Source organism: Variovorax sp. Varisp53, assembly GCF_059491555.1.
The window spans coordinates 663,807-688,299 of sequence record NZ_CP168512.1; the positions used below are offsets into that span (position 1 = coordinate 663,807).

General features: G+C 67.2%; 24 protein-coding genes. 19 read left to right on the forward strand and 5 right to left on the reverse strand.

Annotated elements, in window-relative coordinates:
* The first annotated feature begins 33 nt into the window (after window positions 1–33).
* From ACEOAB_RS02945 to ACEOAB_RS02970, 6 genes are all read left to right on the forward strand, one after another.
* Entirely contained in the window at window positions 34–1,131 is a 1,098-nt protein-coding gene (locus ACEOAB_RS02945; RefSeq protein WP_056597602.1) for a glycosyltransferase family 4 protein, read from the forward strand.
* A 186-nt stretch (window positions 1,132–1,317) separates the two neighbouring features.
* Entirely contained in the window at window positions 1,318–2,211 is an 894-nt protein-coding gene (gene argB, locus ACEOAB_RS02950) for an acetylglutamate kinase (protein ID WP_495653450.1), read from the forward strand.
* 65 nt (window positions 2,212–2,276) lie between these two features.
* Complete coding sequence (gene slmA / locus ACEOAB_RS02955) at window positions 2,277–2,927, forward strand: nucleoid occlusion factor SlmA (RefSeq protein ID WP_056597599.1); 651 nt, start codon at window positions 2,277–2,279, stop codon at window positions 2,925–2,927.
* A 174-nt stretch (window positions 2,928–3,101) separates the two neighbouring features.
* Entirely contained in the window at window positions 3,102–3,704 is a 603-nt protein-coding gene (locus ACEOAB_RS02960; RefSeq protein WP_056597598.1) for a DUF1326 domain-containing protein, read from the forward strand.
* Window positions 3,705–3,765: 61 nt separating this feature from the next.
* Complete coding sequence (locus tag ACEOAB_RS02965; RefSeq protein ID WP_413749939.1) at window positions 3,766–4,581, forward strand: DUF2182 domain-containing protein; 816 nt, start codon at window positions 3,766–3,768, stop codon at window positions 4,579–4,581.
* Window positions 4,582–4,585: 4 nt separating this feature from the next.
* Window positions 4,586–5,461, forward strand: coding sequence for a DMT family transporter (locus ACEOAB_RS02970; protein WP_413749938.1), 876 nt, complete (start codon window positions 4,586–4,588; stop codon window positions 5,459–5,461).
* Window positions 5,462–5,474: 13 nt separating this feature from the next.
* Here ACEOAB_RS02970 and ACEOAB_RS02975 read toward each other — a convergent pair whose 3' ends face one another.
* The 4 genes from ACEOAB_RS02975 to ACEOAB_RS02990 are packed head-to-tail and all read right to left on the reverse strand — an operon-like array spanning window position 5,475 to window position 9,763.
* On the reverse strand, window positions 5,475–6,533 hold the full coding sequence (locus ACEOAB_RS02975; protein ID WP_056597595.1) for a malate/lactate/ureidoglycolate dehydrogenase: 1,059 nt from the start codon (window positions 6,531–6,533) through the stop codon (window positions 5,475–5,477).
* A gap of 3 nt (window positions 6,534–6,536) precedes the next feature.
* Window positions 6,537–7,469, reverse strand: coding sequence for an SMP-30/gluconolactonase/LRE family protein (locus ACEOAB_RS02980; protein ID WP_413749937.1), 933 nt, complete (start codon window positions 7,467–7,469; stop codon window positions 6,537–6,539).
* A gap of 20 nt (window positions 7,470–7,489) precedes the next feature.
* Window positions 7,490–9,016: a UxaA family hydrolase gene (locus tag ACEOAB_RS02985; protein ID WP_413749936.1), complete on the reverse strand. Its 1,527-nt coding sequence runs from the start codon at window positions 9,014–9,016 to the stop codon at window positions 7,490–7,492.
* Between the two features lie 30 nt (window positions 9,017–9,046).
* A complete protein-coding gene (locus ACEOAB_RS02990; RefSeq protein WP_413749935.1) occupies window positions 9,047–9,763 on the reverse strand; it encodes a FadR/GntR family transcriptional regulator in 717 nt (238 codons plus the stop codon).
* A gap of 121 nt (window positions 9,764–9,884) precedes the next feature.
* Between ACEOAB_RS02990 and ACEOAB_RS02995 the strand changes: the two genes are divergently transcribed.
* The 3 genes from ACEOAB_RS02995 (at window position 9,885) to ACEOAB_RS03005 (ending at window position 12,532) form a co-directional block, all read left to right on the forward strand.
* Window positions 9,885–10,619, forward strand: a complete 735-nt coding sequence (locus ACEOAB_RS02995) for an SDR family oxidoreductase (protein WP_056597592.1) — start codon at window positions 9,885–9,887, stop codon at window positions 10,617–10,619.
* A gap of 88 nt (window positions 10,620–10,707) precedes the next feature.
* Window positions 10,708–11,556, forward strand: coding sequence for a fumarylacetoacetate hydrolase family protein (locus ACEOAB_RS03000; RefSeq protein WP_413749934.1), 849 nt, complete (start codon window positions 10,708–10,710; stop codon window positions 11,554–11,556).
* Between the two features lie 139 nt (window positions 11,557–11,695).
* Window positions 11,696–12,532: an AraC family transcriptional regulator gene (locus ACEOAB_RS03005; protein ID WP_495653451.1), complete on the forward strand. Its 837-nt coding sequence runs from the start codon at window positions 11,696–11,698 to the stop codon at window positions 12,530–12,532.
* A 3-nt stretch (window positions 12,533–12,535) separates the two neighbouring features.
* Here the strand turns inward: ACEOAB_RS03005 and ACEOAB_RS03010 are convergent, their stop codons facing one another.
* Entirely contained in the window at window positions 12,536–13,423 is an 888-nt protein-coding gene (locus ACEOAB_RS03010; protein ID WP_495653452.1) for a LysR family transcriptional regulator, read from the reverse strand.
* A gap of 109 nt (window positions 13,424–13,532) precedes the next feature.
* On the opposite strand from ACEOAB_RS03010, the gene ACEOAB_RS03015 reads away from it, so the two are divergent.
* The 10 genes from ACEOAB_RS03015 (at window position 13,533) to ACEOAB_RS03060 (ending at window position 24,225) form a co-directional block, all read left to right on the forward strand.
* Window positions 13,533–14,291 (forward strand): SDR family oxidoreductase, encoded by a 759-nt coding sequence (locus tag ACEOAB_RS03015; protein ID WP_056597588.1) that lies wholly within the window; start codon window positions 13,533–13,535, stop codon window positions 14,289–14,291.
* Between the two features lie 139 nt (window positions 14,292–14,430).
* A complete protein-coding gene (locus ACEOAB_RS03020; RefSeq protein WP_056597587.1) occupies window positions 14,431–15,117 on the forward strand; it encodes a TetR/AcrR family transcriptional regulator in 687 nt (228 codons plus the stop codon).
* A 73-nt stretch (window positions 15,118–15,190) separates the two neighbouring features.
* Entirely contained in the window at window positions 15,191–16,987 is a 1,797-nt protein-coding gene (locus tag ACEOAB_RS03025; protein ID WP_413750183.1) for an acyl-CoA dehydrogenase C-terminal domain-containing protein, read from the forward strand.
* A gap of 46 nt (window positions 16,988–17,033) precedes the next feature.
* Window positions 17,034–17,468: a DUF2147 domain-containing protein gene (locus ACEOAB_RS03030; protein ID WP_413750184.1), complete on the forward strand. Its 435-nt coding sequence runs from the start codon at window positions 17,034–17,036 to the stop codon at window positions 17,466–17,468.
* Window positions 17,469–17,507: 39 nt separating this feature from the next.
* A complete protein-coding gene (locus tag ACEOAB_RS03035) occupies window positions 17,508–19,907 on the forward strand; it encodes a 3-hydroxyacyl-CoA dehydrogenase/enoyl-CoA hydratase family protein (protein WP_413750185.1) in 2,400 nt (799 codons plus the stop codon).
* 117 nt (window positions 19,908–20,024) lie between these two features.
* Window positions 20,025–20,384 (forward strand): endonuclease domain-containing protein, encoded by a 360-nt coding sequence (locus ACEOAB_RS03040; protein ID WP_413750186.1) that lies wholly within the window; start codon window positions 20,025–20,027, stop codon window positions 20,382–20,384.
* Window positions 20,381–21,577 (forward strand): acetyl-CoA C-acyltransferase, encoded by a 1,197-nt coding sequence (locus ACEOAB_RS03045; protein WP_413750187.1) that lies wholly within the window; start codon window positions 20,381–20,383, stop codon window positions 21,575–21,577. Before ACEOAB_RS03040 ends, ACEOAB_RS03045 begins: the two co-directional genes overlap by 4 nt.
* 130 nt (window positions 21,578–21,707) lie before the next feature.
* Window positions 21,708–22,607: an alpha/beta hydrolase family protein gene (locus tag ACEOAB_RS03050; protein WP_413750188.1), complete on the forward strand. Its 900-nt coding sequence runs from the start codon at window positions 21,708–21,710 to the stop codon at window positions 22,605–22,607.
* 29 nt (window positions 22,608–22,636) lie between these two features.
* A complete protein-coding gene (locus ACEOAB_RS03055; RefSeq protein ID WP_413750189.1) occupies window positions 22,637–23,473 on the forward strand; it encodes an acyl-CoA thioesterase in 837 nt (278 codons plus the stop codon).
* A 5-nt stretch (window positions 23,474–23,478) separates the two neighbouring features.
* Window positions 23,479–24,225 (forward strand): SDR family oxidoreductase, encoded by a 747-nt coding sequence (locus ACEOAB_RS03060; protein WP_413750190.1) that lies wholly within the window; start codon window positions 23,479–23,481, stop codon window positions 24,223–24,225.
* The last annotated feature ends 268 nt before the right edge of the window (window positions 24,226–24,493 follow it).

Here is a 24,493-nt window from a genome sequence, read left to right on the forward strand (position 1 = left end):
CTCGGGAATTCTAGGGTTCCCCAACCCCCACACATGATTGCTCTGATCGTCATCAGTTTCTTCGTCGCCGCTTTCGCGGTCCAGCTGTTCATGCGCCGCGCGCGCAGGCATGCCCGCCTCTATGGCGCCGACATGCCTCAGCGCTTCCACAAAGGCCATGTGCCGCGCCTGGGCGGTGCGGGCATCCTGCTGGGCATGGGCGTGGCATGGCTGGCAGCCGGCGTCACCGGCACCGATCCGTTCAACGTGTCGTGGCCCGTCAAGACCTCGATGCTCACGTTGTTGTGCATCGCGCCGGCAGTGCTGGGCGGCATCGTCGAAGACGTCACCCAGAACGTCAAGGTGCGCTACCGGCTGGGGCTCACCATCGGCTCGGCGCTGCTCGTGTGCTGGCTGCTGGGGCTGGGCGTGGCGCGAACCGGCTCCGAAACGGTCGACGGCTGGCTGGCGATGATTCCCTTTGCCACCGTGCTGTTCGCGGCCCTGGCCATCGGCGGCCTGCCGCATGCCTTCAACATCATCGACGGCTACAACGGGCTCGCGGGCACGGTCGCCGTGCTGGTGTGCCTGGCAATTTCCCACGTGGCGCTGCAGGTCGGCGACCGGCAGCTGGCGGCCATGGTGATCTGCCTGGTCGGCGCCACATTCGGCTTCCTGGTGTGGAACTACCCGCGCGGCAAGATCTTCGCCGGCGACGGCGGGGCCTACGTCTGGGGCATGGTGATCGCCGTGGCCTGCGTGACGCTGGTGCAGCGCCACCGCGTGGTGTCGCCCTGGTTCCCGATGCTGTTGCTGATCTACCCGGTGTGGGAGACGCTGTTCTCCATCTACCGCAAGCTGGCGCGCGGCCAGTCGCCGGGCACGGCCGACGCATTGCACTTTCACCAACTGATCTTCCGCCGCATCGTGCGCGTGGCCTTCGCGGACGACGAGGCCCGGCAGCTGCTCGCACGCAACAACCGCACTTCGCCGTACCTCTGGATGTTTGCTGCGCTGTCGGTGGTGCCGGCCGTGCTGTTCTGGAACAACACCATCGTGCTGATGTTCTTCTGCCTGCTGTTTGTCACGACCTATGTGGGCGCGTACCTGATGATTGTGCGTTTCAAGGTGCCGCGCTGGCTGCGTCCGTGAACCGGCACACCCCCAGGCTTCGCGCACTTCGTGTCGCTGCGCCAACCCCCTTGCAGGGGGCAACACCGGTGGCCCGGCAAAGCCGGTTCCACGGTGTTCCCGCGCAGTCAGTCGGCTGTCACCGCGATTGCGCGAGAATTTGAGCCTCACCTGATCGTCCACTGCTGCTTTGGAGCCTGACCGCCCATGACCGACCCCGTCCTCAACATCCCCCCCCGCGACAAGGCCGAGATCCTGGCCCAGGCGCTGCCGTACATCCGCAAGTTCCACGGCAAGACCATCGTCATCAAGTACGGCGGCAACGCCATGACCGATCCGGCGCTGCAGGCCGACTTCGCCGAAGACGTGGTGCTGCTCAAGCTGGTCGGCATGAACCCGGTGGTGGTGCACGGCGGCGGCCCGCAGATCGAGGCGGCGCTCAACAAGCTCGGCAAGAAGGGCAGCTTCATCCAGGGCATGCGCGTGACCGACGCCGAGACCATGGAAGTCGTCGAATGGGTGCTGGCCGGCGAGGTGCAGCAGGACATCGTGGGCCTGATCAACCTGGCCGGCGGCAAGGCCGTGGGCCTGACGGGGCGCGACGGCGGCCTGATTCGCGCGCAGAAGCTCAAGCTGGCCGACCGCACCGACCCGAACCTGCACCATGACGTGGGGCAGGTCGGCGACATCGTCTCCATCGACCCCAGCGTGGTCAAGGCCCTGCAGGACGACGCCTTCATCCCCGTGGTCAGCCCGATCGGCTTCGGCGAGGAGAACGAGAGCTACAACATCAACGCCGACGTCGTCGCCGGCAAGCTCGCCACCGTGCTCAAGGCCGAGAAGCTCATGCTGCTGACCAACACGCCCGGCGTGCTCGACAAGGACGGCAAGCTGCTCACCAACCTGAGCGCGCGCGAAATCGACGACCTGTTCGCCGACGGCACGATCTCGGGCGGCATGCTGCCCAAGATCGAAGGCGCGCTCGACGCGGCCAAGAGCGGCGTGAACGCGGTGCACATCATCGACGGCCGGGTGCCGCACGCGATGCTGCTGGAGATCCTGACCGACCAGGCTTACGGGACGATGATTCGGGCGCGCTGAACGGGAAGGCGCGTGCTCACAGCCCTGTGCGAGAATCAATTGATTACATCTTTGCACGCGCTCCCATGCAGAACGAAGAGACGACCAGTGCTTCCGGCGTAGAGACCTCTGCGGAAACGCTCACCCCCCCGACGCGCAAGCGCCCCAAGCCGGGTGAGCGGCGCGTGCAGATCCTGCAGGCGCTCGCCGCCATGCTCGAGCAGCCCGGCGCCGAGCGGGTCACCACCGCTGCGCTGGCCGCGCGGCTCGAAGTGAGCGAGGCCGCGCTTTACCGCCACTTCGCCAGCAAGGCCCAGATGTTCGAGGGCCTGATCGATTTCATCGAGCAGAGCGTCTTCACGCTGGTCAACCAGATCCTGGAGCGCGAGGGCGCCACTGGCGCCCAGCAGGCCGCCAAGATCCTCACGCTGCTGGTCCAGTTCGCCGAGCGCAACCCCGGCATGACCCGCGTCATGGTGGGCGATGCGCTGGTCTATGAAAACGAGCGCCTGCAGCAGCGCATGAACCAGTTCTTCGACAAGATCGAAGCCACGCTGCGCCAGGTGCTGCGCGGCGCCGCCGCGGCCGATGGTTCAGCCACGCCCAGCGTCGATGCGCAGGTCCGCGCCGCGGCGCTCACGGCCTTCGTGGTCGGGCAGCTCCAGCGCTTTGCGCGCTCGGGTTTCCGCCGCGCGCCTTCCGAGCACCTCGAAGCAACGATCGCATTGATCGTTTGATTCGTCCCTGTCGGGGCGATGGCTCATCGCCCCGGTGACAGGGTACCCAGGTGACGGCGCGCGGCCCGGCATCGCGCTCGACTTGCTTCGTTGCGAAGCGTAGGATCAGCGCCCCTTGCCGCCCCGTCGCGGCGACAAGTCCGTGTTCGTGTGGCTTCTTGAACGGAGGTTCGTATGAGCTATCACCTGGAAGGTCGCCTGCTCGAGGTATGCAACTGCAACGTCCTTTGTCCCTGCTGGATCGGCGAGGATCCTGACAGAGGCACCTGCGACACGATCGTCGCGTGGCGCATCGACAAGGGAACGATCGACGGCATCGACGTCGGCGGCAACACCATCGCGGCCGTGGCGCATGTGCCCGGAAACATCCTGGAAGGCAACTGGACGGCGGCGATCTTCGTCGACGAAAGCGCCTCCAAGGAGCAGGAAGAAGCGCTGCTCAAGGTCTACACCGGGCAGGCCGGCGGACCGATTGCCGACCTGGCCAAACTCATCGGCCAGGTCGTGTCGGTCGAGAGGGCGCCGATCCGCTTCACCGTGAACAACGGCAAGGGCGAGCTGGAGATCGGCAAGGACTACTACGCCGAACTCGAGCCCTACCGCGGCGCGACCGGCGGCCAGACCACCCTTTCCGACACCGTGTTCTCGACGGTTCCGGGCGCGCCGGTGTTCGTCGGCAAGGCCCCGACCTACCGGTCGAAGAATGCTGCGCTGGGCATCGACCTCGACATCAAGAACCACAACGCCCTGCAGAGCACCTTCGTCTTCGACGCATGAGCGCCGCGCCGGGTCGCCCCAAGCAAGCTCGCACCGCAGTGCGAAGCACGAAGGTTGCCCAATGAACCCGGCGGCCGGCTCGCCGCCGCGCAACGTCTCGCGTCACCGCCGTGTGTTCCTGCCGGTGCTTGCTGCGCTGGTCACGCTCGCGTGGATGGCGTTGTGGGCCTGGGCGCGCAGTCCCTACGGACGCTATCTCGAACACGGCGACTGGACCGCATCGGGGCCGGCCGCGTTCCTGTGCCAGGTCGTTCCCGCCGGCGACGTGGTCGTGCCCATGGTGCTCTACGCCGCTTCGTGGATTCTCATGACGGCGGCCATGATGCTGCCGACCACGCTGCCGTTGTTCAACGCCTTCGACCGGTTGACCGAGGGGCGCCCGGATCACGGGCGCCTTCTCGTGCTGCTGGGGCTGGGCTACATGGCGGTGTGGGGCGCCTTCGGGCTGCTGGCGCACGCACTCCACAGTGCGGTGCTGGCCCTGCTCGCCAGCGCGCCGACCCTGGCGTGGCACGGCTGGGTGCTCGGTGCCGCGACCATCGCGCTGGCTGGAGCCTTCCAGTTCAGCCGTCTCAAGCACCGGTGCCTGGAGAAGTGCCGCACGCCGCTGAGCTTCGTCGTCGAGCACTGGCGGGGGCAGGCGCAGGCCAGGCAGGCGTTCGCGCTGGGCACGCACCACGGCCTGTTTTGCGTCGGCTGCTGCTGGGCGCTGATGTTGTTGATGTTCGCGCTCGGCACCGGCAGTCTCGGCTGGATGCTTCTGCTCGCGGCCGTCATGGCGATAGAAAAGAACGTTCCCTGGGGCCATCGTCTCAGCGCGCCGCTTGGGTTCGCGTTGCTGGGCTGGGCCGCCTTCATGGTGGCGATGCATGTCTGAAGCCATGTCTGAAGGGCGCCGCGGCCCGTCTACCCTGCAGACCATTGCCCTTACCGCTGTGGCCATGGTCGCGTTCGCGGCCAATTCGCTGTTGTGCAGGCTCGCGCTGCAGCAACGGGGCATCGATCCCGCCAGCTTCGGCAGCATCAGGCTGGTTTCCGGCGCGATCACGCTCGCGCTCGTCGTGCGGCTCAGGGCGCGGCCGTCTGTGGCCGGGCGGGCCGACTGGCTTGCCGCCGCCATGCTGTTCGCCTATGTCGCGTTCTTCTCTTTCGCCTACCTCAGCCTGTCCGCGGGAACGGGTGCGTTGATCCTGTTCGGTGCGGTTCAGCTCACGATGCTTGGTGCGGGTCTGGGCTCAGGCGAGCGCTTCGGGCCTGCTGCATGGTTCGGTTTCGCCCTGGCGGTGGTCGGACTCGTGTACCTGGTGTCCCCGGGGATTTCCGCGCCGCCGCTCCTTGGCGCCGTGCTGATGGCAGTGGCGGGCGTGGCGTGGGGCATGTATTCATTGCGCGGCCGCGGTGTGGCCGACCCGCTGGCCGCCACTGCGCGCAACTTCACGCGGGCGGTGCCGCTCGCACTCGCGCTGAGCCTGGGCTTCGTGGCAAGCACGCATGCGGACGCGACCGGTGTTGCGCTTGCCGTGGCTTCCGGCGCGCTGACCTCGGGTCTCGGCTATGTCGTCTGGTATGCGGTGCTGGGCCGCCTTTCGGCGATGCGGGCAGCCACCGTGCAACTGTCGGTGCCGCTGCTGGCCGCGTTCGGTGGCGTGCTGTTCCTGTCCGAGGCGATCACGCCGCGGCTGGCGGCTGCCTCCGTGGCGATCCTGGGAGGCATCGCGCTCGTGCTGAGCCAGAAGTCGCGAAGCGTGCGCCGCTAGCCGGCGTCAGCCCTTACGCGATGGCCACGCCCACCTTGGCACCCGCCGCGACGATCTCCCCCCACGTCGCCTCATCGACCCAGATCCCGTCCCGCCGCCGTGCAGCCCGCGCCTTGCGTTCCGGTTCGCCGGCAATCTGCACTTCGTCGAAGCCCTGTCCCGGCGGGCTCTGCCGCAGCCATTCGACGAACTCCCGCGCCTCCTGGTCGAACGATGTCTGCGTGCCCAGGCGCGCCGGGTCGATCAGCACCGTCAGCATGCCGTTGAGCACCGTGCGGGTCGTGTCGGCCGGCCGGTGCCATGTGCCACCGCCCGTGAGTGCACCGCCCAGCAGCTCGCACGCCACGGCCATGCCGTAGCCCTTGTGCTCGCCGAAGGTCATGAGTGCGCCGAACAGGCCGTTGCCCTGCGGCACGACCACCACGCCGGGGTCGTTGGTTGGTGCGCCGTTCTCGTCGATCAGGTAGCCGTCGGGCACCCGCTCGCCCTTGTTGTGCGCCACGCGCATCTTTCCCTGCGCGACGCGGCTGGTCGCGTAGTCGAGCACGAAGGGGTCCGCGCCCGCGAGCGGAATGCCGATGCAGCACGGGTTGGTGCCGAAGCGCCCGTCGCCGCCGCCCCAGGGCGCGACCACCGGACGCGACAGCACGTTGACGAAGTGCATCGACACCAGCCCCTGCGCCGTCGCCATCTCGGCAAAGTGCCCGATGCGTCCCAGGTGGTGCGCATGCGAGAGCGTGAAGATGCAACTGCCGTGCTGCTTCGCCCGCGCAATGCCGAGCTCCATCGCCTGCACGCCGACGATCTGCCCATAGCCGTGCTGGCCGTCGAGCCCCATCAGCGTACCGATGTCGAGGTTGACGCGCACGGCGGCATTCGGCTTCAGCCCGCCCTCGGCCACCGCGTCGACGTACCGCGGCAGCATGCCCACGCCATGCGAGTCGTGGCCGCTGAGGTTCGCCAGCACGAGGTTGGCGGCCACCTGTTGTGCTTCGGCCGGCGTGCTGCCTGCGGCTTCGAGGATGCGGGCGACGGTGGCTTGCAGGCCATCGGCCTCCAGTGTTCTGGACATGGATCAGACTCCCTTCGCGTTCAGCGTGATGGCATAGAGTGACGTGGTCGCACAGATGAAAAGGCGATTGCGCTTCGGCCCGCCAAAGCAGACATTGGCCACGCGCTCGGGCAGCAGGATCTTGCCGAGCAGCGTGCCGTCGGGGTGGTAGGCGTGCACGCCGTCGAGCGCGCTAGTCCAGATGCGGCCTTCGGTGTCGAGCCGGAAGCCGTCGAACAGGCCGCTGGTGCATTCGGCGAACACTTCGCCACCGCTCAAGGTGCGGCCGTCGGCTCCGACCTTGAACTTGCGGATGTGCCGCGGCCCGTCCGCTGCATGGCTCGCGCCGGTGTCGGCGATGTACAGCAGCGATTCGTCGGGCGAGAACGCCAGCCCGTTGGGCTTCACGAAGTCGTCGGCCATGCGCTCGACCTCGCCGCTCGCGGGGTCGATGCGGTAGACATGGCAGGCACCGATCTCGCTGTCCGCCTTCAGGCCTTCGTAGTCGGAGAGGATGCCGTAGCTCGGGTCGGTGAACCACACGCCGCCGTCCGAATGCACGACCACGTCGTTCGGTGAGTTGAGCCGCTTGCCCTGCCAGTGCGAAGCCAGCACGGTGATCGATCCGTCGTGTTCGGTGCGTGTCACGCACCGCGTGAGGTGTTCGCAGCTCACGAGCCGGCCCTCGCGGTCAACGGTGTGGCCGTTGGCGTTGTTCGACGGTTCGCGGAAGATGCCGACCGTGCCGTTGACCTCGTCGTAGCGCAGCATGCGGTTGTTCGGAATGTCCGACCACACCAGCGTGCGGTGCGCGCCGAACCAGGCGGGGCCTTCGCACCAGCGCGCACCGGTCCACAGGCGTTGCACGCGCTCGGGGCCGGGAATGCAGGTCTTGAAGCGAGGGTCCAGGTGTTCGAAGCCGGTGCCGTCGAGGAAGCCGAAGGGGAGTGTGGCCATGGGGTTCCTTGTCGATGGATTCACATCACCGCGCCGACCTGCCACGGAACGAACTCGTTCTGCCCGTAGCCGTGCTGCTCGCTCTTCGATTGCGCGCCCGAGGCGGTCGCGAGCACCAGCTCGAAGATGCGCTGGCCCATCTCCTGGATCGATGTCGTGCCGTCCACGATCTCGCCGCAGTTGATGTCCATGTCTTCTTCCTGCCGCTGCCACAGCGCCGAGTTGGTCGCGAGCTTGAGCGAGGGAGAGGGCGCGCAGCCGTACGCCGAGCCGCGCCCGGTCGTGAAGCAGATCAGGTTGGCGCCGCCGGCCACCTGGCCCGTAGCGCTCACCGGGTCGTAGCCCGGCGTGTCCATATAGACGAAGCCGTGCGCGGTGACGGGCTCCGCGTATTCGTACACCGCCTCCAGGTTGCTGGTGCCGCCCTTGGCGACCGCGCCCAGCGACTTCTCGAGGATGGTGGTGAGCCCGCCTGCCTTGTTGCCCGGCGAAGGGTTGTTGTTCATTTCGCCTTCGTTGATGGCGGTGTAGTGCTCCCACCATTTGATGCGGTCCACCAGCTTCTGGCCGACTTCGCGTTTCACGGCACGGCGCGTCAGCAGGTGCTCGGCGCCGTACACCTCGGGCGTTTCGCTGAGGATGGCGGTACCGCCGTGCGCCACCAGCAAATCGACCGCCGCGCCCAGCGCCGGGTTGGCGCTGATGCCCGAGTAGCCGTCGGAGCCGCCGCACTGCAGCCCGATGGTGATGTGCGCCGCGCTGCACGGCTCGCGCTTCACCGCGTTGGCGCGCGGCAGCATCTCGTTGATGAGCGCGACGCCTTTCTCCACCGTCTTGCGCGTGCCGCCCGTGTCCTGGATGTTGAAGGTGCGGAAGTTCTCGCCCTCGGCCAGGTGGCCGGTCGCGAGCCAGGCGTTGATCTGGTTGGCCTCGCAGCCGAGCCCGACGACCAGCACGCCCGCGAAGTTCGGGTGCGTGGCATAGCCCGTGAGCGTGCGCTCCAGGATCTGCATGCCCATGCCCTCGGTGTCCATGCCGCAGCCGGTGCCGTGCGTGAGTGCGACCACGCCGTCGACATTCGGGAACGCCGCAAGTGCTTGCGGATTGGTCTTGCGCGAGAAGTGGTCGGCAATGGCGCGCGCGGCCGTGGCCGAGCAGTTCACGCTGGTGAGCACGCCGATGTAGTTGCGCGTGGCCACACGGCCGTCAGGGCGCTTGATGCCCATGAAGGTGGCCTCGCGCTTGGCGGGCGCGGGCTTCACGTCGGCGCCGAAGGCGTAGTCGCGTTCGAAATCTCCCTTGTCCGGGCCCATGTCGAGGTTCTGCGTGTGCACGTGCTCGCCGGCGGCGATGGGCTTGCTCGCGAAACCGATGATCTGGTTGTAGCGGCGCACGGGCTCTCCCTGCGCGATGGCGCGCATGGCGATCTTGTGGCCCGGCGGGATCAGGCCGCGCACGGCCACGTTCTCGACGACGGTGCCGCCGAGCAGTTGCGAGCGCGCGATGACGACGTCATCGGCGGGGTGGAGTCGGATGTAGGGAGTCATCGTGAGTGTCTGCCGGCGCTTGTATGTTTGTCAGGAGGCCTTGGTGCGGCGCCAGCTCGCGCTGAACCGCTGGTGGAACTTGTCCATGTGATGGTGCATTGCGTCGCGCGCCGCGGCCGGGTCGTGCGCCGCAATGGCGTCGAGGATGGATTCGTGCTCGCCGATGGCGGCCTGCCACGAGTCCATGGTCTCGAAGTAATCGATCATCCGGGCGAAGATCGGCCCGTGCCGCGACTCCCAGAAGCCCTGCACCGTCTCGGTCAGCACCACGTTGTCGCAGGCGTTGACGATGGCCAGGTGAAAGGCGCGATCACCCTCGTGCGGCACCTCGTTGCGAGCGGCCATCTCGCGCATCATGCGGATCGCGCGGCGCATGGCGTCCACGTCCTTGCGCTTGCCGTACTGGGCGGCGGTGGCGGCGGTCTCGCCTTCCACCAGGCGGCGCGCGCGGATGATTTCGAGCGGGCCCCATTCGACGCCGGCTGCGCCGTTGGCTGGCGGGGCCGCTCGGTGCGACCTGTCGAGCACGTACACGCCCGAGCCGGTGCGGATTTCGACCCAGCCTTCGACCTCCAGCGCAATCAGCGCCTCACGCACCGAGGGCCGGCTCACGCCCAGCTGCGCGGCCAGGTCGCGCTCGGCGGGAATGCGCGCGCCCACCGCGAACTCGCCCTTGCCAATGAGCACGCGCAGCTGCTCGGCAATCTGGCGGTAGAGGCGCTGGGGTTCGAGGGTCTGGATCGGCACGGGAACGAAAAGGAGAAATCGAAGGGGTTAAGGGTTGTCCTGAATTGGACAAGTGGTAAGGCCAATTCAGAATACGATACACCGCCCGGATCAACATCGGGCCTAACCCGAGGAGACACCCATGAGATTGAAGGGAAAGACCGCGCTGGTCACCGCCGCCGGCCAGGGCATCGGCCACGCCAGCGTGCTCGCCATGGCTGCCGAAGGCGCGCAGGTTTGGGCCACCGACGTCAACGAAAAGCTGCTCGAACGCTACGCCGGCATGCCCAACGTCACGGCGCTCAAGCTCGACGTGCTCGACAAGGCCGCCATCGGCGCGCTGGTGGCGAAGCTGCCCGCGCTCGACGTTCTCTTCAACTGCGCGGGCGTGGTGCACAACGGCACCATCGAGCAGGCCACCGACGACGAGCTGCTGTTCGCCTTCAGCCTCAACGTGCGCGCCCAGATGTGGACCATCCAGGCCGTGCTGCCCGGCATGCTGGCGGCCGGGCGCGGCAGCATCATCAACATGGCCAGCGTGTGCTCCAGCATGAAGGGGCTGCCCAACCGCTTTGTCTATGGCACCACCAAGGCGGCGGTGCTGGGCCTCACCAAGAGCGTGGCGGCCGACTACGTGGCCCGGGGCATCCGCTGCAACGCGGTGTGCCCGGGCACGGTCGATACGCCCTCGCTCGGCGACCGCATCAACGCCAATGCCGACCCCGACGCCGCCCGCAAGGCCTTCATCGCACGCCAGCCCATGGGCCGGCTCGCGCAGGCCGAGGAGATCGCGCCGGTGGTAGTGTTCCTTGCGAGCGACGAATCGATCTTCGCCACCGGCCAGGCCTTCACGGTCGACGGCGGCATCACCATATGAACCAGCTCGACTTCGCGGGCCACCGGTGCGGTCTTCGACCTCTCCAGTGGCCGCTCCACGTATTGATTCAATGCACTGAAAGGAAAGCATGAAACTCGTCCGCTATGGCAACCCCGGCAAGGAAAAGCCCGGCCTCATCGACGACAAGGGCCAACTCCGCGACCTGAGCGCGGTCGTCAAGGACATCGGTCCCGACCAGCTCGGCGATGCCGCCATTGCCAAGCTGCGCAAGCAGAAGATCGACAAGCTGCCGCGGGTCAAGGGCAAGCCGCGTTTCGGCAGCCCCGTGGCCAACGTCGGCAAGTTCATCGCTATCGGCCTCAACTACGCGGACCACGCGGCCGAGTCCGGCCTGCCGGTGCCCAAGGAGCCCGTGGTGTTCATGAAGGCCAACAGCTGCATCCAGGGGCCGAACGACCCCGTGATGCTGCCCAAGGGCTCCGTCAAGACCGACTGGGAAGTCGAGCTCGGCGTGGTCATCGGCACGCGCGCCCGCTATGTGTCGCAGAAGAGCGCGCTCGACTACGTGGCCGGCTACTGCACCATCAACGACGTCAGCGAGCGCGAATACCAGATCGAGCGCGGCGGCACCTGGGACAAGGGCAAGGGTTGCGACACCTTCGGCCCGCTCGGCCCCTGGCTCGTCACGCGCGACGAAATCGAGAACCCTCAGAAGCTCTCGATGTGGCTCGACCTGAACGGCCAGCGCGTGCAAACGGGCAGCACCAAGACCATGATCTTCAGCGTCGCCAAGATCGTGAGCTACGTAAGCCAGTTCATGACCCTGATGCCCGGCGACGTCATCACCACCGGCACGCCGCCTGGCGTGGGCATGGGCATGAAGCCGCCGCTGTTCCTGAAGAAGGGCGACGTGATGACGCTGGGCATCGAAGGCCTGGGCGAACAGCGCCAGGAAGTGATTCCCTTCAAGCTCTGATTGGATTGACTCGCCCCCAGGCTTCGCGCACTTCGTGTCGCGCGCGCCTTCCCCCTACCGGGGGCACCACCTGCGGCCCGGCAAAGCCGGTTCCGCGGTGGTTCTCGTGAAGAGGACTCGTTTTGAGATCATCTGGCGGATGAGCGCGCCGCCGGACCATCGATCGCAGGTGTTCGGCACGCCCTGGGAGGGCGTGCACGGCACCGCGATCGAGAGTGCCCGCCACTACGGCCGGCACTGGCATTCGACCTACGGCGTCGGTCTGCTCGACCATGGCGCGCAAAGCTCGGCCAGCGGCCGCGGCAAGGTCGATGCCTATGCGGGCGACCTGATCACCACCAACCCCGGCGAAGTGCACGACGGCCGGCCGCTCGGCGGCCCGTCGCGGCGTTGGCGCATGGTGTATTTCGATGCGGCCGTGATGGCGGGCATGCGCGCAGGCGTTGCGGACGCCGGCATCGAATTCACGCGGCCCGTGCTCCAGGACGCGCGGCTGCTCCACACGCTGCGCCGCCTGTTCGCCCACCTCGACGAGTGGCGCCGCGCCACGGGCAACTCCGCAGGCGCCGAAGCTCTGGCCTGCGAAGAATCGCTGGCCGAAGTCTGCGGCGTGTTGCTCGACGCGCATTCCACCGCCGTTGCGCTGCCCGAGATCGGTGGCGATGTGCGGCTGGTGCGCGAGCGCCTCGCCGACGACCTGCTCGCCGCGCCCACGCTCGACGAACTCGCCGCGATGACCGGCCTCGGCAAGTACCAGGTGCTGCGGCGCTTCGAGAAGGCCTATGGCGTGCCGCCCCACGCGTGGCTCCTGCTGCAGCGCGCCGAACGCGCGCGCGGCCTGATCCGCCGCGGCACGGGCCTCGCGGACGCCGCTGCTGCAAGCGGCTTCGCGGACCAGAGCCACATGACGCGCATCTTCGCGCGCCAGTTCGGCTTCACGCCCGGTGCGTGGCAGAGGACGTGCGGCCTGCCGTAGCGTTCAGCGCAGCACGCGGATCAGTTCGTCGTACACCAGCCGCACGCGCGCCGGCACCGGCGCGCGCTGCGAGCGGTACACATAGATCGGCCACGGCTCCGGCGCGTCGGCTTCGAGCACCGGCACCAGCGCGCCCGATTCGAGCCAGGGCTCGACCAGTGCCCCGATCAGCTGGGCGAAGCCCAAGCCCGCGAGCACCGCGGCGCACTCCGCATCGAAGTCGTCGGTAACGAAGGCCGGCGACGTTACCGTCAGCTGCCGCCCCTTGCTGAAGATCAGCGGCCAGGGGCGGCCCGACTTGCGGTCGATCAGCGCGGTGAGCGGCAGCGCCGCGAGCGCGTCCAGCTTCTTCGGCACGCCTGTGCGCGCGACGAGTGCGGGCGCGGCCACCACGTGCAGCGCCATCTTTCCCACCGGCCGCGCAACGAAGCGTGCGTCGCGCAGCGGGCCCACGCGCACGCCGATGTCGATCTGCTGATCCACCACGTCGGCATGCTCCTCTGACACGCGCAGGTCCAGCACCAGGCCGGGGTGTGCGGCGAGCATCGGCGCCAGCGCCTGCGGAATGAGCCGGCGCCCGAAGATGCCCGGCGCAGTGACCCGCACCGTGCCCGCGTGTTGCGACGGCGCGCGCCTGTCGGTGCGGTGAAAGAGGTCGTCCACGCCGCCCACTGCCACGCGCGCCCGCTCCGCGAGTTGCCGGCCGAAGTCGGTGAGCTGCACGCCGCGCGTACTGCGGTGAAAAAGCGGCTCGCCCAGTTCTTCTTCCAGCTCGCGCACCGCACGCGTCACCACCTGCGGCGACACGGACAGGCGCACCGCAGCTTCGCGGAAGTTGGCGGCATCGGCAGCGGTGAAAAAGACGCGCAGGGCTTCGAGGCGGTTGGACACGGGGTGTTCCTTTTTGAGGAATTCTGAAGTCGACAGAGTTTCATTTACTGGAATTCCTGGATTTTCCACACTGCACGCACTTCTTCAACACACCCGAAAGGAATTTCCCATGACATCCGTTCAAGACAACATCAAGGGCAAGGTCGCCATCGTCACCGGCGCGAGCAGCGGGCTCGGCGAATCGACGGCGCGCCACCTTGCCGCGCGCGGCGCCAAGGTGGTGCTCGCGGCCCGCCGCACCGACCGGCTCGACAAGCTTGTCGCCGAGATCCGCGAAGCCGGCGGCGAGGCCATCGCCGTGGCGACCGACGTGTCGAAGCGCGCCGAACTCGACAAGCTCGCTACCGCCACCATCGAAGCCTTCGGCCGCATCGACGTGCTGGTCAACAACGCGGGCGTGATGCCGCTGTCGCCGCTCGAGAAACTCAAGGTCGACGAGTGGGACCGCACCATCGACGTCAACATCAAGGGCGTGCTTTACGGCATTGCCGCTGTGCTGCCGCGCATGCAGGCGCAGGGCAGCGGGCACATCGTCAACGTCGCTTCCATTGCGGGGCTGAAGGTGTTCACGCCCATCGGCACGGTGTACAGCGCCACCAAGCATGCGGTGCGCGCCATCTCCGAGGGCCTGCGTGTGGAGGTGGGCAACAGCGGCGTGCGCGTGACCATCGTGTCGCCCGGGGCGGTCGATTCGGAGCTGAAGTTCGGCAGCAGCGATGCCGAGAGCGCGGCTGGCGTGAAGGCGTTCTACGACGCCAACCAGATCCCCGCGGATTCGGTGGCGCGCGCCATCGTCTACGCGGTGGAACAGCCGGCGAACGTGGACATCAACGAAGTCGTGCTGCGGCCGGTGTCGCAGGAGTTCTGAAAGAAAGTGGCAGGGACGGGGCCGGTGGCGCCCCCGTCCCGCGTCAATTAACCTTCAAACGCTGAAGGTTTCTTGTGGCCGAAAGTGCAAAGCCCTGCAAAATAGAACGACCGTTCGTTTTTTGCAGGGAAATTCCACGATGTCCGCCACAGCCGTTTCCGCCAAGCCCGTCCGCGCCGCCCAGAAGGGCCAGCAGACCAAGGCCGTCATCGTCGACGCCGCGCTGGCGCTGGCCGCGCAGATCGGGCTGGAGGGCCTGTCGATCGGCGCCGTGGCCGAAATCACCAAGATGAGCAAGTCGGGCGTGTTCGCCCACTTCGGCTCGCGCGAGGAACTACAGATCTCGGTGGTGCGCGAATACCACGCGCGCTTCGAGCAGGAGGTGTTCTTTCCCGCCCTCCAGGCGCCGCGCGGCCTGCCGCGCCTGCGCGCCATGTTCGCCAACTGGATGAAGCGCACCTCGACCGAGATCGACTCGGGCTGCATCTACATCAGCGGCGCCTCCGAATTCGACGACCGCCCGGGTCCGGTGCGCGACGCGCTGGTCGAGTCGGTCAGCATCTGGCAGGCCGCCGTGCTGCGCGCCATCGTGCAGGCACAGAGCGAAGGCCACCTGCGCGCCGACGCCGACGAGCGCCAGGTGGCGTTCGAGATCCACGGCCTGATCCTCGCGCTGCATTACGAAGCTCGCTTTCTTCAGGTGCCTGGCTCCATCGGCCGCGCCAACGTCGGCTTCGACAACATCCTCGCGCGCAGCGCCACGCCCGACGCGCCGAAGGCCGGGGCCACCGCGCCGGCGGCCCGCCGCCTCAAGACCGTGCGCTGAGGCGCGCGGCCTGTCCCCTTTTCTGTTTTCCCCTTTTTCTTTTTCTATCTAGCTTCGACCAGGAGAGTCCCGGATGCCTACCTACAACCCACCCGTGCGCGACATGCAGTTCGTGCTGCATGAAGTGCTCAACGTCGCCGAGGAACTCAAGGCGCTGCCGGCCCATGCCGAGACCGATGCCGACACCATCAACGCGGTGATCGAGGAAGCCGGCAAGTTCGCTGCCGAGGTGACCTTTCCGCTGAACATCAGCGGCGACGAAGAAGGCTGCGTGCTCGACAAGACCACGCACGAAGTGAAGACGCCCAAGGGCTTCAAGGACGCGTACGCCAAGTACGTCGAAGGCGGCTGGCCCGCGCTGTCGTGCGACCCTGCCTTCGGCGGCCAGGGCCTGCCCTTCGTGGTGAACCAATGCCTGTTCGAGATGCTCAACAGCGCCAACCAGGCCTGGACCATGTATCCCGGCCTCTCGCACGGCGCGTACGAAGCGCTGGTGGCGCACGGTACCGACGAACAGAAGAAGACCTACCTGCCCAAGCTCACGAGCGGCGAGTGGACCGGCACCATGTGCCTGACCGAACCCCATTGCGGCACCGACCTCGGCCTGCTGCGCACCAAGGCCGAGCCGCAGCCCGACGGCACCTACCGCATCACCGGCAACAAGATCTTCATCTCGGCCGGCGAGCACGACATGACGAGCAACATCATTCACCTGGTGCTGGCCCGCCTGCCCGACGCGCCCAAGGGCAGCAAGGGCATCAGCCTGTTCGTGGTGCCGAAGTTCAAGGTCAAGGCCGACGGCTCGCTCGGCGAGCGCAACCCGATCTTCTGTGCTGGCCTGGAGCACAAGATGGGCATCCACGGCAACGCCACCGCGCAGATCGTGATCGAAGGCGCCACCGGCACGCTGGTGGGCGAGCCCAACAAGGGCCTGGCCGCGATGTTCGTGATGATGAACGCCGCGCGCCTGGGCGTGGGCAACCAGTCGCTCGGCCTGACCGAAGTGGCTTATCAAAACGCACTGGCCTACGCGAAAGACCGCGTGCAGATGCGCTCGCTCTCGGGCGTGAAGGCCAAGGACAAGGAAGCCGATCCGATCATCGTGCACCCCGACGTGCGCAAGATGCTGCTCACCGCCAAGGCGTACGCCGAAGGCGGCCGCGCGCTGCAGATCTTCTGCACGCTGCTGCTCGACAAGGAGCACAACCACCCCGACGAGAAGGTGCGCAAGGACTCCGGTGAACTGGTCGCGCTGCTGACCCCCATCGTCAAGGCCTTCATCACCGACAACGGCCACATCGCGACCAACTCGTGCATGCAGGTGTTCGGCGGCCACGGCTTCATCAAGGAATGGGGCATGGAGCAGTTCGTGCGCGACAACCGCATCAACATGATCTATGAAGGCACCAACACCATCCAGTCGCTGGACCTGCTGGGCCGCAAGGTGCTGGGCAACAACGGCGCGTCGCTGAAGAAGTTCGGCAAGCTCGTGGGCAAGCTGGTGGAAGAAGAGGGCGTGAACGAGAAGATGGCCGAGTTCATCAACCCGATCGCGATGCTGGGCGACCAGCTCACCAAGTTCACGACCGAGATCGGCTTCAAGGGCTTCCAGAACCCCGACGAAGTGGGCGCCGCCGCCGTCGACTACCTGCGCGTGGCCGGCCACTTCGTGTTCGGTTACCTGTTCGCCCGCATGGCGCAGGTTGCGCTGCGCGAAATTGCGGCCGGCAACACCGACCCGTTCTACGTCGCCAAGCTGCAGACCGCGCGCTTCTACTTCGCCAAGCTGTTCCCCGAGACCGCGACGCTGATGCGCACCGCGCGCGCCGGCAGCAAGGTGCTGATGGACACCGACGCGGCACTGGCCTGAGCGGTAGTTCCGTCTCGTCTTCCTTCAACTCCAGGAGTCGCCGATCATGAAAACAACACTCGCAGCCATCCTGTTCACCGTCACGGCCGTTTCGGCCGTGGCCCAGAGCACGCCGGTGGGCCTGTGGCGCAACGTGGACGACAAGACCGGCGAGGTCAAGGCCGAGATCAGCATCGCGGAGACCCACGGCGCGCTGTCCGGGCGCATCGAGAAGGCGCTGGGCAAGGATGCCAAGCCCGGCGCGGTCTGCAGCGAATGCAGCGACGACCGCAAGGACAAGCCCATGGTCGGCCTCGACATCATCCGCGGCGGCAAGAAGGCCGAGAACAAGGACGTCTGGGAAGGCGGAAAGATCCTCGACCCCGAGAACGGCAAGGAATACCGCGCGAGCTTCACGCCCATCGAGGGCGGCAAGAAGCTCGAGGTGCGCGGCTACCTGGGCCCGTTCTGGCGTACCCAAACCTGGAACCGCGCGCAGTAACAAGCCTGCGCGCAACCTATCCAAGAAATACCAAGCAACATGTCTCGATTTCAAGTGAAGAAGGTCGCCGTGCTCGGCGCCGGCGTGATGGGCGCGCAGATTGCGGCCCATCTCGTCAACGTGCGCGTGCCCGTCGTGCTGTTCGATCTGGCCGCGAAGGAAGGCCCGAAGAACGGCATCGTCGCGCGCGCCATCGACAACCTCAAGAAGCTCAAGCCCGCGCCGCTCGGCGACGTGGCCGACGCGGGTCTGATCGAACAGGCCAACTACGAAGACGACCTCGCCAAGCTCGGCGAGTGCGACCTCGTCATCGAAGCCATTGCCGAGCGCATGGACTGGAAGCTCGATCTCTACAGGAAGATCGCGCCCCACGTGGCCAAGCATTCGATCCTGGCCTCGAACACATCCGGTCTCTCGATCACCAAGCTCAGCGAGGCGCTGCCCGAAGCGCTGAAGCCGCGCTTCTGCGGCATTCACTTCTTCAACCCGCCGCGCTACATGTTCCTGGTGGAGCTGATCAACACGCCCACCACGCAACCGCAGGTGCTCGACGACCTCGAGGCCTTCGTCACCAGCACGCTGGGCAAGGGTGTGGTGCGCGCGCACGACACGCCCAACTTCATCGCCAACCGCGTCGGCATCGCCGGCATGCTGGCCACGCTGAAGGAAGTCGAGAAGTTCGGCCTCACGCCCGACGTGGTGGACGACCTCACGGGCAAGAAGCTGGGCCGCGCCAGCTCGGGCACCTTCCGCACCGCCGACGTGGTGGGCCTGGACACGATGGCCCACGTCGTGAAGACGCTGCAGGACAACCTCAACGCCGAGAGCGATCCGTTCTACGCCAACTTCGCGACGCCGCCGGTGCTCGCCAAGCTGCTCGAACTCGGCAACCTGGGCCAGAAGACCAAGGCCGGCTTCTTCAAGAAGGCCGGCCGCGACATCCTGCGCTTCGACCTGAAGAGCGGCGAGTACGTGCCCGCCGGCGCCAAGGCCGACGAAGTGTATGGCCGCATGCTGAAGAAGCCCGCGGGCGAGCGCCTGAAGCTGCTGCGCGAGAGCGAAGGGCCGCAAGGCCAGTTCCTCTGGGCCATCCTGCGCGACGGCTTCCACTACGCCGCCGTGCACCTGGGCGACATCGCAGAGAGCGCGCGCGACATCGACTTCGCGATGCGCTGGGGCTTCGGCATGAAGCAGGGCCCGTTCGAGCTCTGGCAGGAAGCCGGCTGGGCGCAGGTCGCCAAGTGGGTGCAGGAAGACATCGACGCCGGCAAGGCGCTGAGCAGCGCGCCGTTGCCCAAGTGGGTGTTCGAGGGCCCGGTGGCCGAGGCCGGCGGCGTGCACACGCCCGAAGGCTCGTGGAGCGCGTCGCAGAACAAGTTCGTGCCGCAGCGCAAGCTGCCCGTGCATGACCGCCAGCTGTTCCCGGAAAGCGTGCTCGGTGCGAATGCAGCCGACGCCAACACGGCAGGCACGACGATCAGCGACGAAGGCGATGTGCGCGTGTGGACGCTGGATGGTGAAGTGCTCATTGCGAGCATCCATTCGAAGATGCACGCCATCAGCCCTGACGTGGCCGAGGCGCTGGGCGCCGCAGTCGACCTGGCCGAAGCGGAATACAAGGGCCTCGTGATCTGGTCGCCCGATGAGATGTTCTCGGTCGGCGCCGACCTGCAGGCGATGCTGCCGGCCTTCGTGGTCGCCGGTATCGGCGCGGTGGAGGGTGCCGAGCAGGAGCTGCAGAACGTGATGCTCAAGATCCGCTACGCCAGCGTGCCGGTGATCTCCGCGGTGCGCGGCATGGCGCTGGGCGGCGGCTGCGAGCTGGCCATTCACTCGGCCAAACGGGTCGCGGCAATGGAGAGCTACATCGGCCTGGTCGAAGTCGGCGTGGGGCTGATCCCCGGCGCGGGCGGCCTGACCTACATCGCGCGCCGCGCGGCCGAGAACGCCTCGGCCTCCACCGGCACTGACCTGCTGCCGTTCCTCACCGAAGGCTTCACCGCGGCCGCGATGGCGAAGGTGGGCACCGGCGCGCTCGACTCGAAGAAGCTCGGGTATTTGCTCGACAGCGACGTGATCGTGCCGAACAAGGACGAGCTGCTGTACGTGGCGCTGCAGCAGGCCAAGGCCATGGCCGACGCCGGCTACCGCGCACCGCTGCGCCGCAGCTTCCGCGTGGCGGGCCGCAGCGGCGCCGCGACCATCAAGGGCCAGCTCGTGAACATGCGCGATGGCGGCTTCATTAGCGCGCACGACTTCCACATCGCGAGCCTGATCGCGAACGTGGTGACTGGCGGTGATGTGGATGCGGGATCGCTCGTGACCGAGGAGTACCTGATGACGCTGGAACGCAAGGCGTTCTGCTCGCTGATCGTGCATCCGAAGACGCAGGAGCGGATCATGGGGATGCTGAGCACGGGGAAGCCGGTGCGTAACTGACGAGGTTTCCCTCTTCCTCCTTCCCCCTCTGGGGGAAGGCCGGGATGGGGGCATCGGCCTATGCAAAACCAATCCACTCCCAAAGCACAGCAGAACGCCCGCGTCCTGCGACGCGAGATGACCGATTCCGAGCGCAGGCTCTGGAGCGGGATTCGAAGCGAGCAACTGGGGGTGAAATTTCGTCGCCAGCATCCCATTGGAAACTACATCGCCGACTTCGCGTGCCTTGATCCCTTGCTGATCGTCGAACTCGACGGATCGCAGCACCAGACGCAAGAAGCTTATGACGCACGACGCGACGCCTTCCTGCGCGCTGAAGGGTTCGACGTGCTGCGATTTGGATCGAACGATCCGTTTGTCAATTTTGAAGGGGTGTTGCAGGCCATCGTCAATCGACTGGGTGAATTGACGGCCGCTTGCCCCCATCCCAACCTTCCCCCAGAGGGGGAAGGAGCCAAATCCAGGAGCCATCCATGAAACAGATTCAAGACGCCTACATCGTCTCCGCCACCCGCACCCCCATCGGCAAGTCGCACCGCGGCTACTTCCGCAACTACCGCCCCGACGACCTGCTCGCGACCACGTTGCGCGCCGCGCTCGCCGCAGTGCCCAGTCTCGACCCGAAGGCCATCGAAGACATCATCTGCGGCTGCGCGATTCCCGAATCGCAGCAGGGCCTGAACGTCGCGCGCATCGGCGCCGTGCTGGCGGGCCTGCCGACCAGCGTCGGCGGCATCACCGTGAACCGCTTCTGCGCCTCGGGCCTTTCTGCTGTGCAGATGGCGGCCGACCGCATCCGCGTCGGCGAAGCCGACGTGATGATCGCGGCCGGCGTCGAGAGCATGAGCATGGTGCCGATGATGGGCAACTCGCCCTCGCTGTCGCCCTCCATCTTCGAGCGCGAAGGCGACGTGGGCATCGCCTACGGCATGGGCCTCACGGCCGAGAAGGTCGCGCAGCAGTGGAAGGTGAGCCGCGAGGCGCAGGACGAATTCGCGCTCGCCTCGCACCAGAAGGCACTGGCGGCGCAGAAGGCCGGCAAGTTCGCGGACGAGATCACGCCCATCGAGGTGACCGACCGCACGCCCAACCTGGAGACCGGCGAGTCGATCGCGAAGACGCGCACGGTGAACCTCGACGAAGGCGCGCGCCCCGACACCAGCCTCGAAGGCCTCGCCAAGCTGCGCACCGTGTTCGCCGCGCGCGGCACGGTCACGGCCGGCAACAGCTCGCAGACCTCGGACGGCGCCGGCGCGCTGATCCTCGCGAGCGAGAAGGCGGTGAAGCAGTACGGCCTCACGCCGCTCGCGCGCTTCGTGAGCTTCGCCAGCAAGGGCGTGCCGCCGCACATCATGGGCATCGGCCCGATCGAGGCGATTCCGGCCGCGCTGCGCTATGCCGGCCTGAAGCACGAGGACATCGACTGGTTCGAGCTCAACGAAGCCTTCGCCGCGCAATCGCTTGCGGTGATCAACACGCTGGGCCTCGATCCGTCGAAGGTCAACCCGATGGGCGGCGCGATTGCGCTGGGCCATCCGCTCGGCGCGACCGGCGCCATCCGTTCGGCGACTGTGGTGCATGCGCTGCGCCGCGAGAACCTCAAGTACGGCATGGTCACGATGTGCGTGGGCATGGGCCAGGGCGCCGCGGGGATCTTCGAAAGGGTTTGAGCAAACCCCCAGGCTTCGCGCACTTCGTGTCGCTGCGCCAACCCCCTTGCAGGGGGCAACACCTGCGGCCCGGCGAAGCCGGTTCCGCGGTGTTTGGCGAATGAGCCGTAACCGTTTTGGAGAAACGAGCATGCATCAGGAAGTTCTGAAGGTCGACGGCGGCGCACAGCAACTGGCGGTGCGCCACTACGAACCCGCCGGCGCACCGCGCGCCAGCATCGTGATCGGTGGCGCGATGGGCGTGCGCCAGTCCTTCTACGAGCCCTTCGCGCGATGGCTCGCGCAGCAGGGCCTGCGCGTCTGGACCTTCGACTACCGGGGCTCGGGCGACTCGCGCGGCAACGCGACGCTGCGCGGCTTCAAGGCCGACCTGCTCGACTGGGCTTGCGACTACGAGTCGGTGATCGACGCGGCCAAGGCGGCGCTGCCCGGCCAGCCGCTCTACCTGTTGGGCCACAGCCTCGGCGCGCAGCTGCCGGGTTTCCTGCAGCGCCCCGAGCAGGTCGACGGCCTCGTCAGCATCGCCGCGGGCAGCGGCTACTGGCGCGAGAACGCGCCCAAGCTCAAGCGCAGCATCCTCTACTTCTGGTTCGTGCTCGTGCCGCTGGTCACGCGGCTGTGCGGCTACTTCCCGGGCCGCCGTCTGAAGAAGGTCGGCGACCTGCCGCGCGGCGTGATCCTGCAATGGCGGCGCTGGTGCCTGAACCCGCGCTACAGCGTCGGCGCGGAAGGCGAGGCGGCACTGCGCAGCTACGGCCGCGTGCGCTTCCCGGTGCTCGCGCTGTCGATGACCGACGACGAACTCATGACGCTCGCCGGCACCGAAAGCCTCGTGAGCTTCTATGCCGGCGCGCCGAGCGCGGTGGAGCGCATTGCGCCGGCCGACGTGCAGGCCCGGCGCATCGGCCACTTCGGCTTCTTCCGCGAGCAGTTCAGCCAGAGCCTCTGGCCGAGCACGCTCGACAAGCTGCATCGGCTGGCGTCGCTTACTGCGCTGCAGCACGCCAACGTCCCGCACACGACTGCGTGACGCCATCCACCGGAGGCACACTGCCGATCATGACGACGAGCACGCACCCCTTCGACAAGGCCCTGGCGATCCACCACAGCGACATCCGCGTGGGGCACTTCACGGGCATGACCAGCCCCGACTACTGGAACATGGTCGGCCCTTTCGGCGGCACCACCGCGGCGCTGGCGCTGCAGGCGGTGCTGAAGCATCCCGACTTGCTCGGCGTGCCGATCGCGCTCACGGTGAACTACGCGGCGGCGCTCGAAGCCGGCGCGTTCGACATCCAGGCCACCGCCGTGCGCACCAACCGCTCGACGCAGCACTGGACGGTGCAGATCACGCAGGCCGGCCCGAGCGGCGCGCCGAACATGACGACCACCGCCACCGTGGTGACCGCCGTGCGCCGCGAGACCTGGAACGGCAACGACCTGCCGATGCCCGAGGTGCCGCGGCCCGAGATGGTCGAGCGCATGAGCATCGGCCCGTCGGGCGTGGCGTGGATCGGCCAGTACGAGATGCGGCCTATCAGCGGCAGCATTCCTTCGAAATGGGACGGCAGCGGCCATCACAGCGAGAGCCGGCTCTGGGTGCGCGATGCGCAGCAACGCGCGCTCGACTTCGCCTCGCTCGCGGCCATGAGCGACCTGTTCTTCCCACGCGTGTGGCTGCGCCGCGCCACGCGGGTGCCGGTGGGCACGGTGTCGATCACCACGTATTTCCATGCCGATGCGGCGCAGCTGGCCGAGGTCGGCACGGGTTACCTGCTCGGCAGCGCGACGGGGCAGCAGTTCAGCAGCGGCTTCTTCGACCAGGCTGCGCAGCTCTGGAGCGAAGGCGGCACGTTGCTCGCCACGTCCAATCAGATCGTCTACTACAAGGAATGACCGTCATGGCGCTCACCAAGGCCGCACTCATCGTGGGCGCGGGCGACGCCACCGGCGGCGCCATCGCCCGCCGCTTCGCGCGCGAAGGCTTCGCCACCTGCGTCACGCGGCGCAGCCTCGACAAGCTGCAGCCGCTGGTGACGCAGATCGAGGCCGACGGCGGCCGCGCACATGCCTTCGCATGCGACGCGCGCAAGGAAGAGGAAGTGGTCGCGCTCGTCGAGCAGATCGAATCGACGGTCGGGCCGATCGAGGTGATGGTGTTCAACATCGGGGCCAACGTGCCCGAGAGCATCCTGAGCGAGACCGCGCGCAAGTACTTCAAGGTGTGGGAGATGGCCTGCTTCTCGGGCTTTCTCAACGGGCGCGAGGTGGCCAAGCGGATGGTGGCGCGCGACATGCCGGAAGGCGGGCATCGCGGCACGATCATCTTCACGGGCGCGACGGCATCGCTGCGCGGTGCGGCCAACTTCGGCGCCTTCTCGGGCGCGAAGATGGCACTGCGCGCGCTGGCCCAGTCGATGGCGCGCGAACTGGGGCCGCAGGGCATTCACGTGGCGCACGTGGTGGTCGACGGCGCCATCGACACCGAGTTCATCCGCAGCAACTTCCCCGAGCGCTATGCACTGAAGGACAGTGACGGCATCCTGAACCCCGACCACATCGCCGACAGCTACTGGATGCTGCATTCGCAACCGCGCGATGCATGGACGCACGAGCTCGATCTGCGGCCCTGGTCCGAGAAATTCTGAGATGACGGCTTGCTGTTCGATTCGCCGGGTTTGGGGTGCTTCAGGGCGCGCTCACGCCGACGGGGTACCTTGCTCCGCGAATGTCCCCCGGCCTGCGGCCTCCTCCTTTATTTCGCTGCGCAAGGCACCCCGCCAGCGTGATCGATCAGAGCACTTGTTGATCGGCCAGCACAAGAGCAGCGCTCGTTGTGCACAGGGCACCGGGTGCTCCCCGCAGCGAAATAAAGGAGGAGGCGAAGCCGGGGGACATTCGCGGAGGGGAGTACCC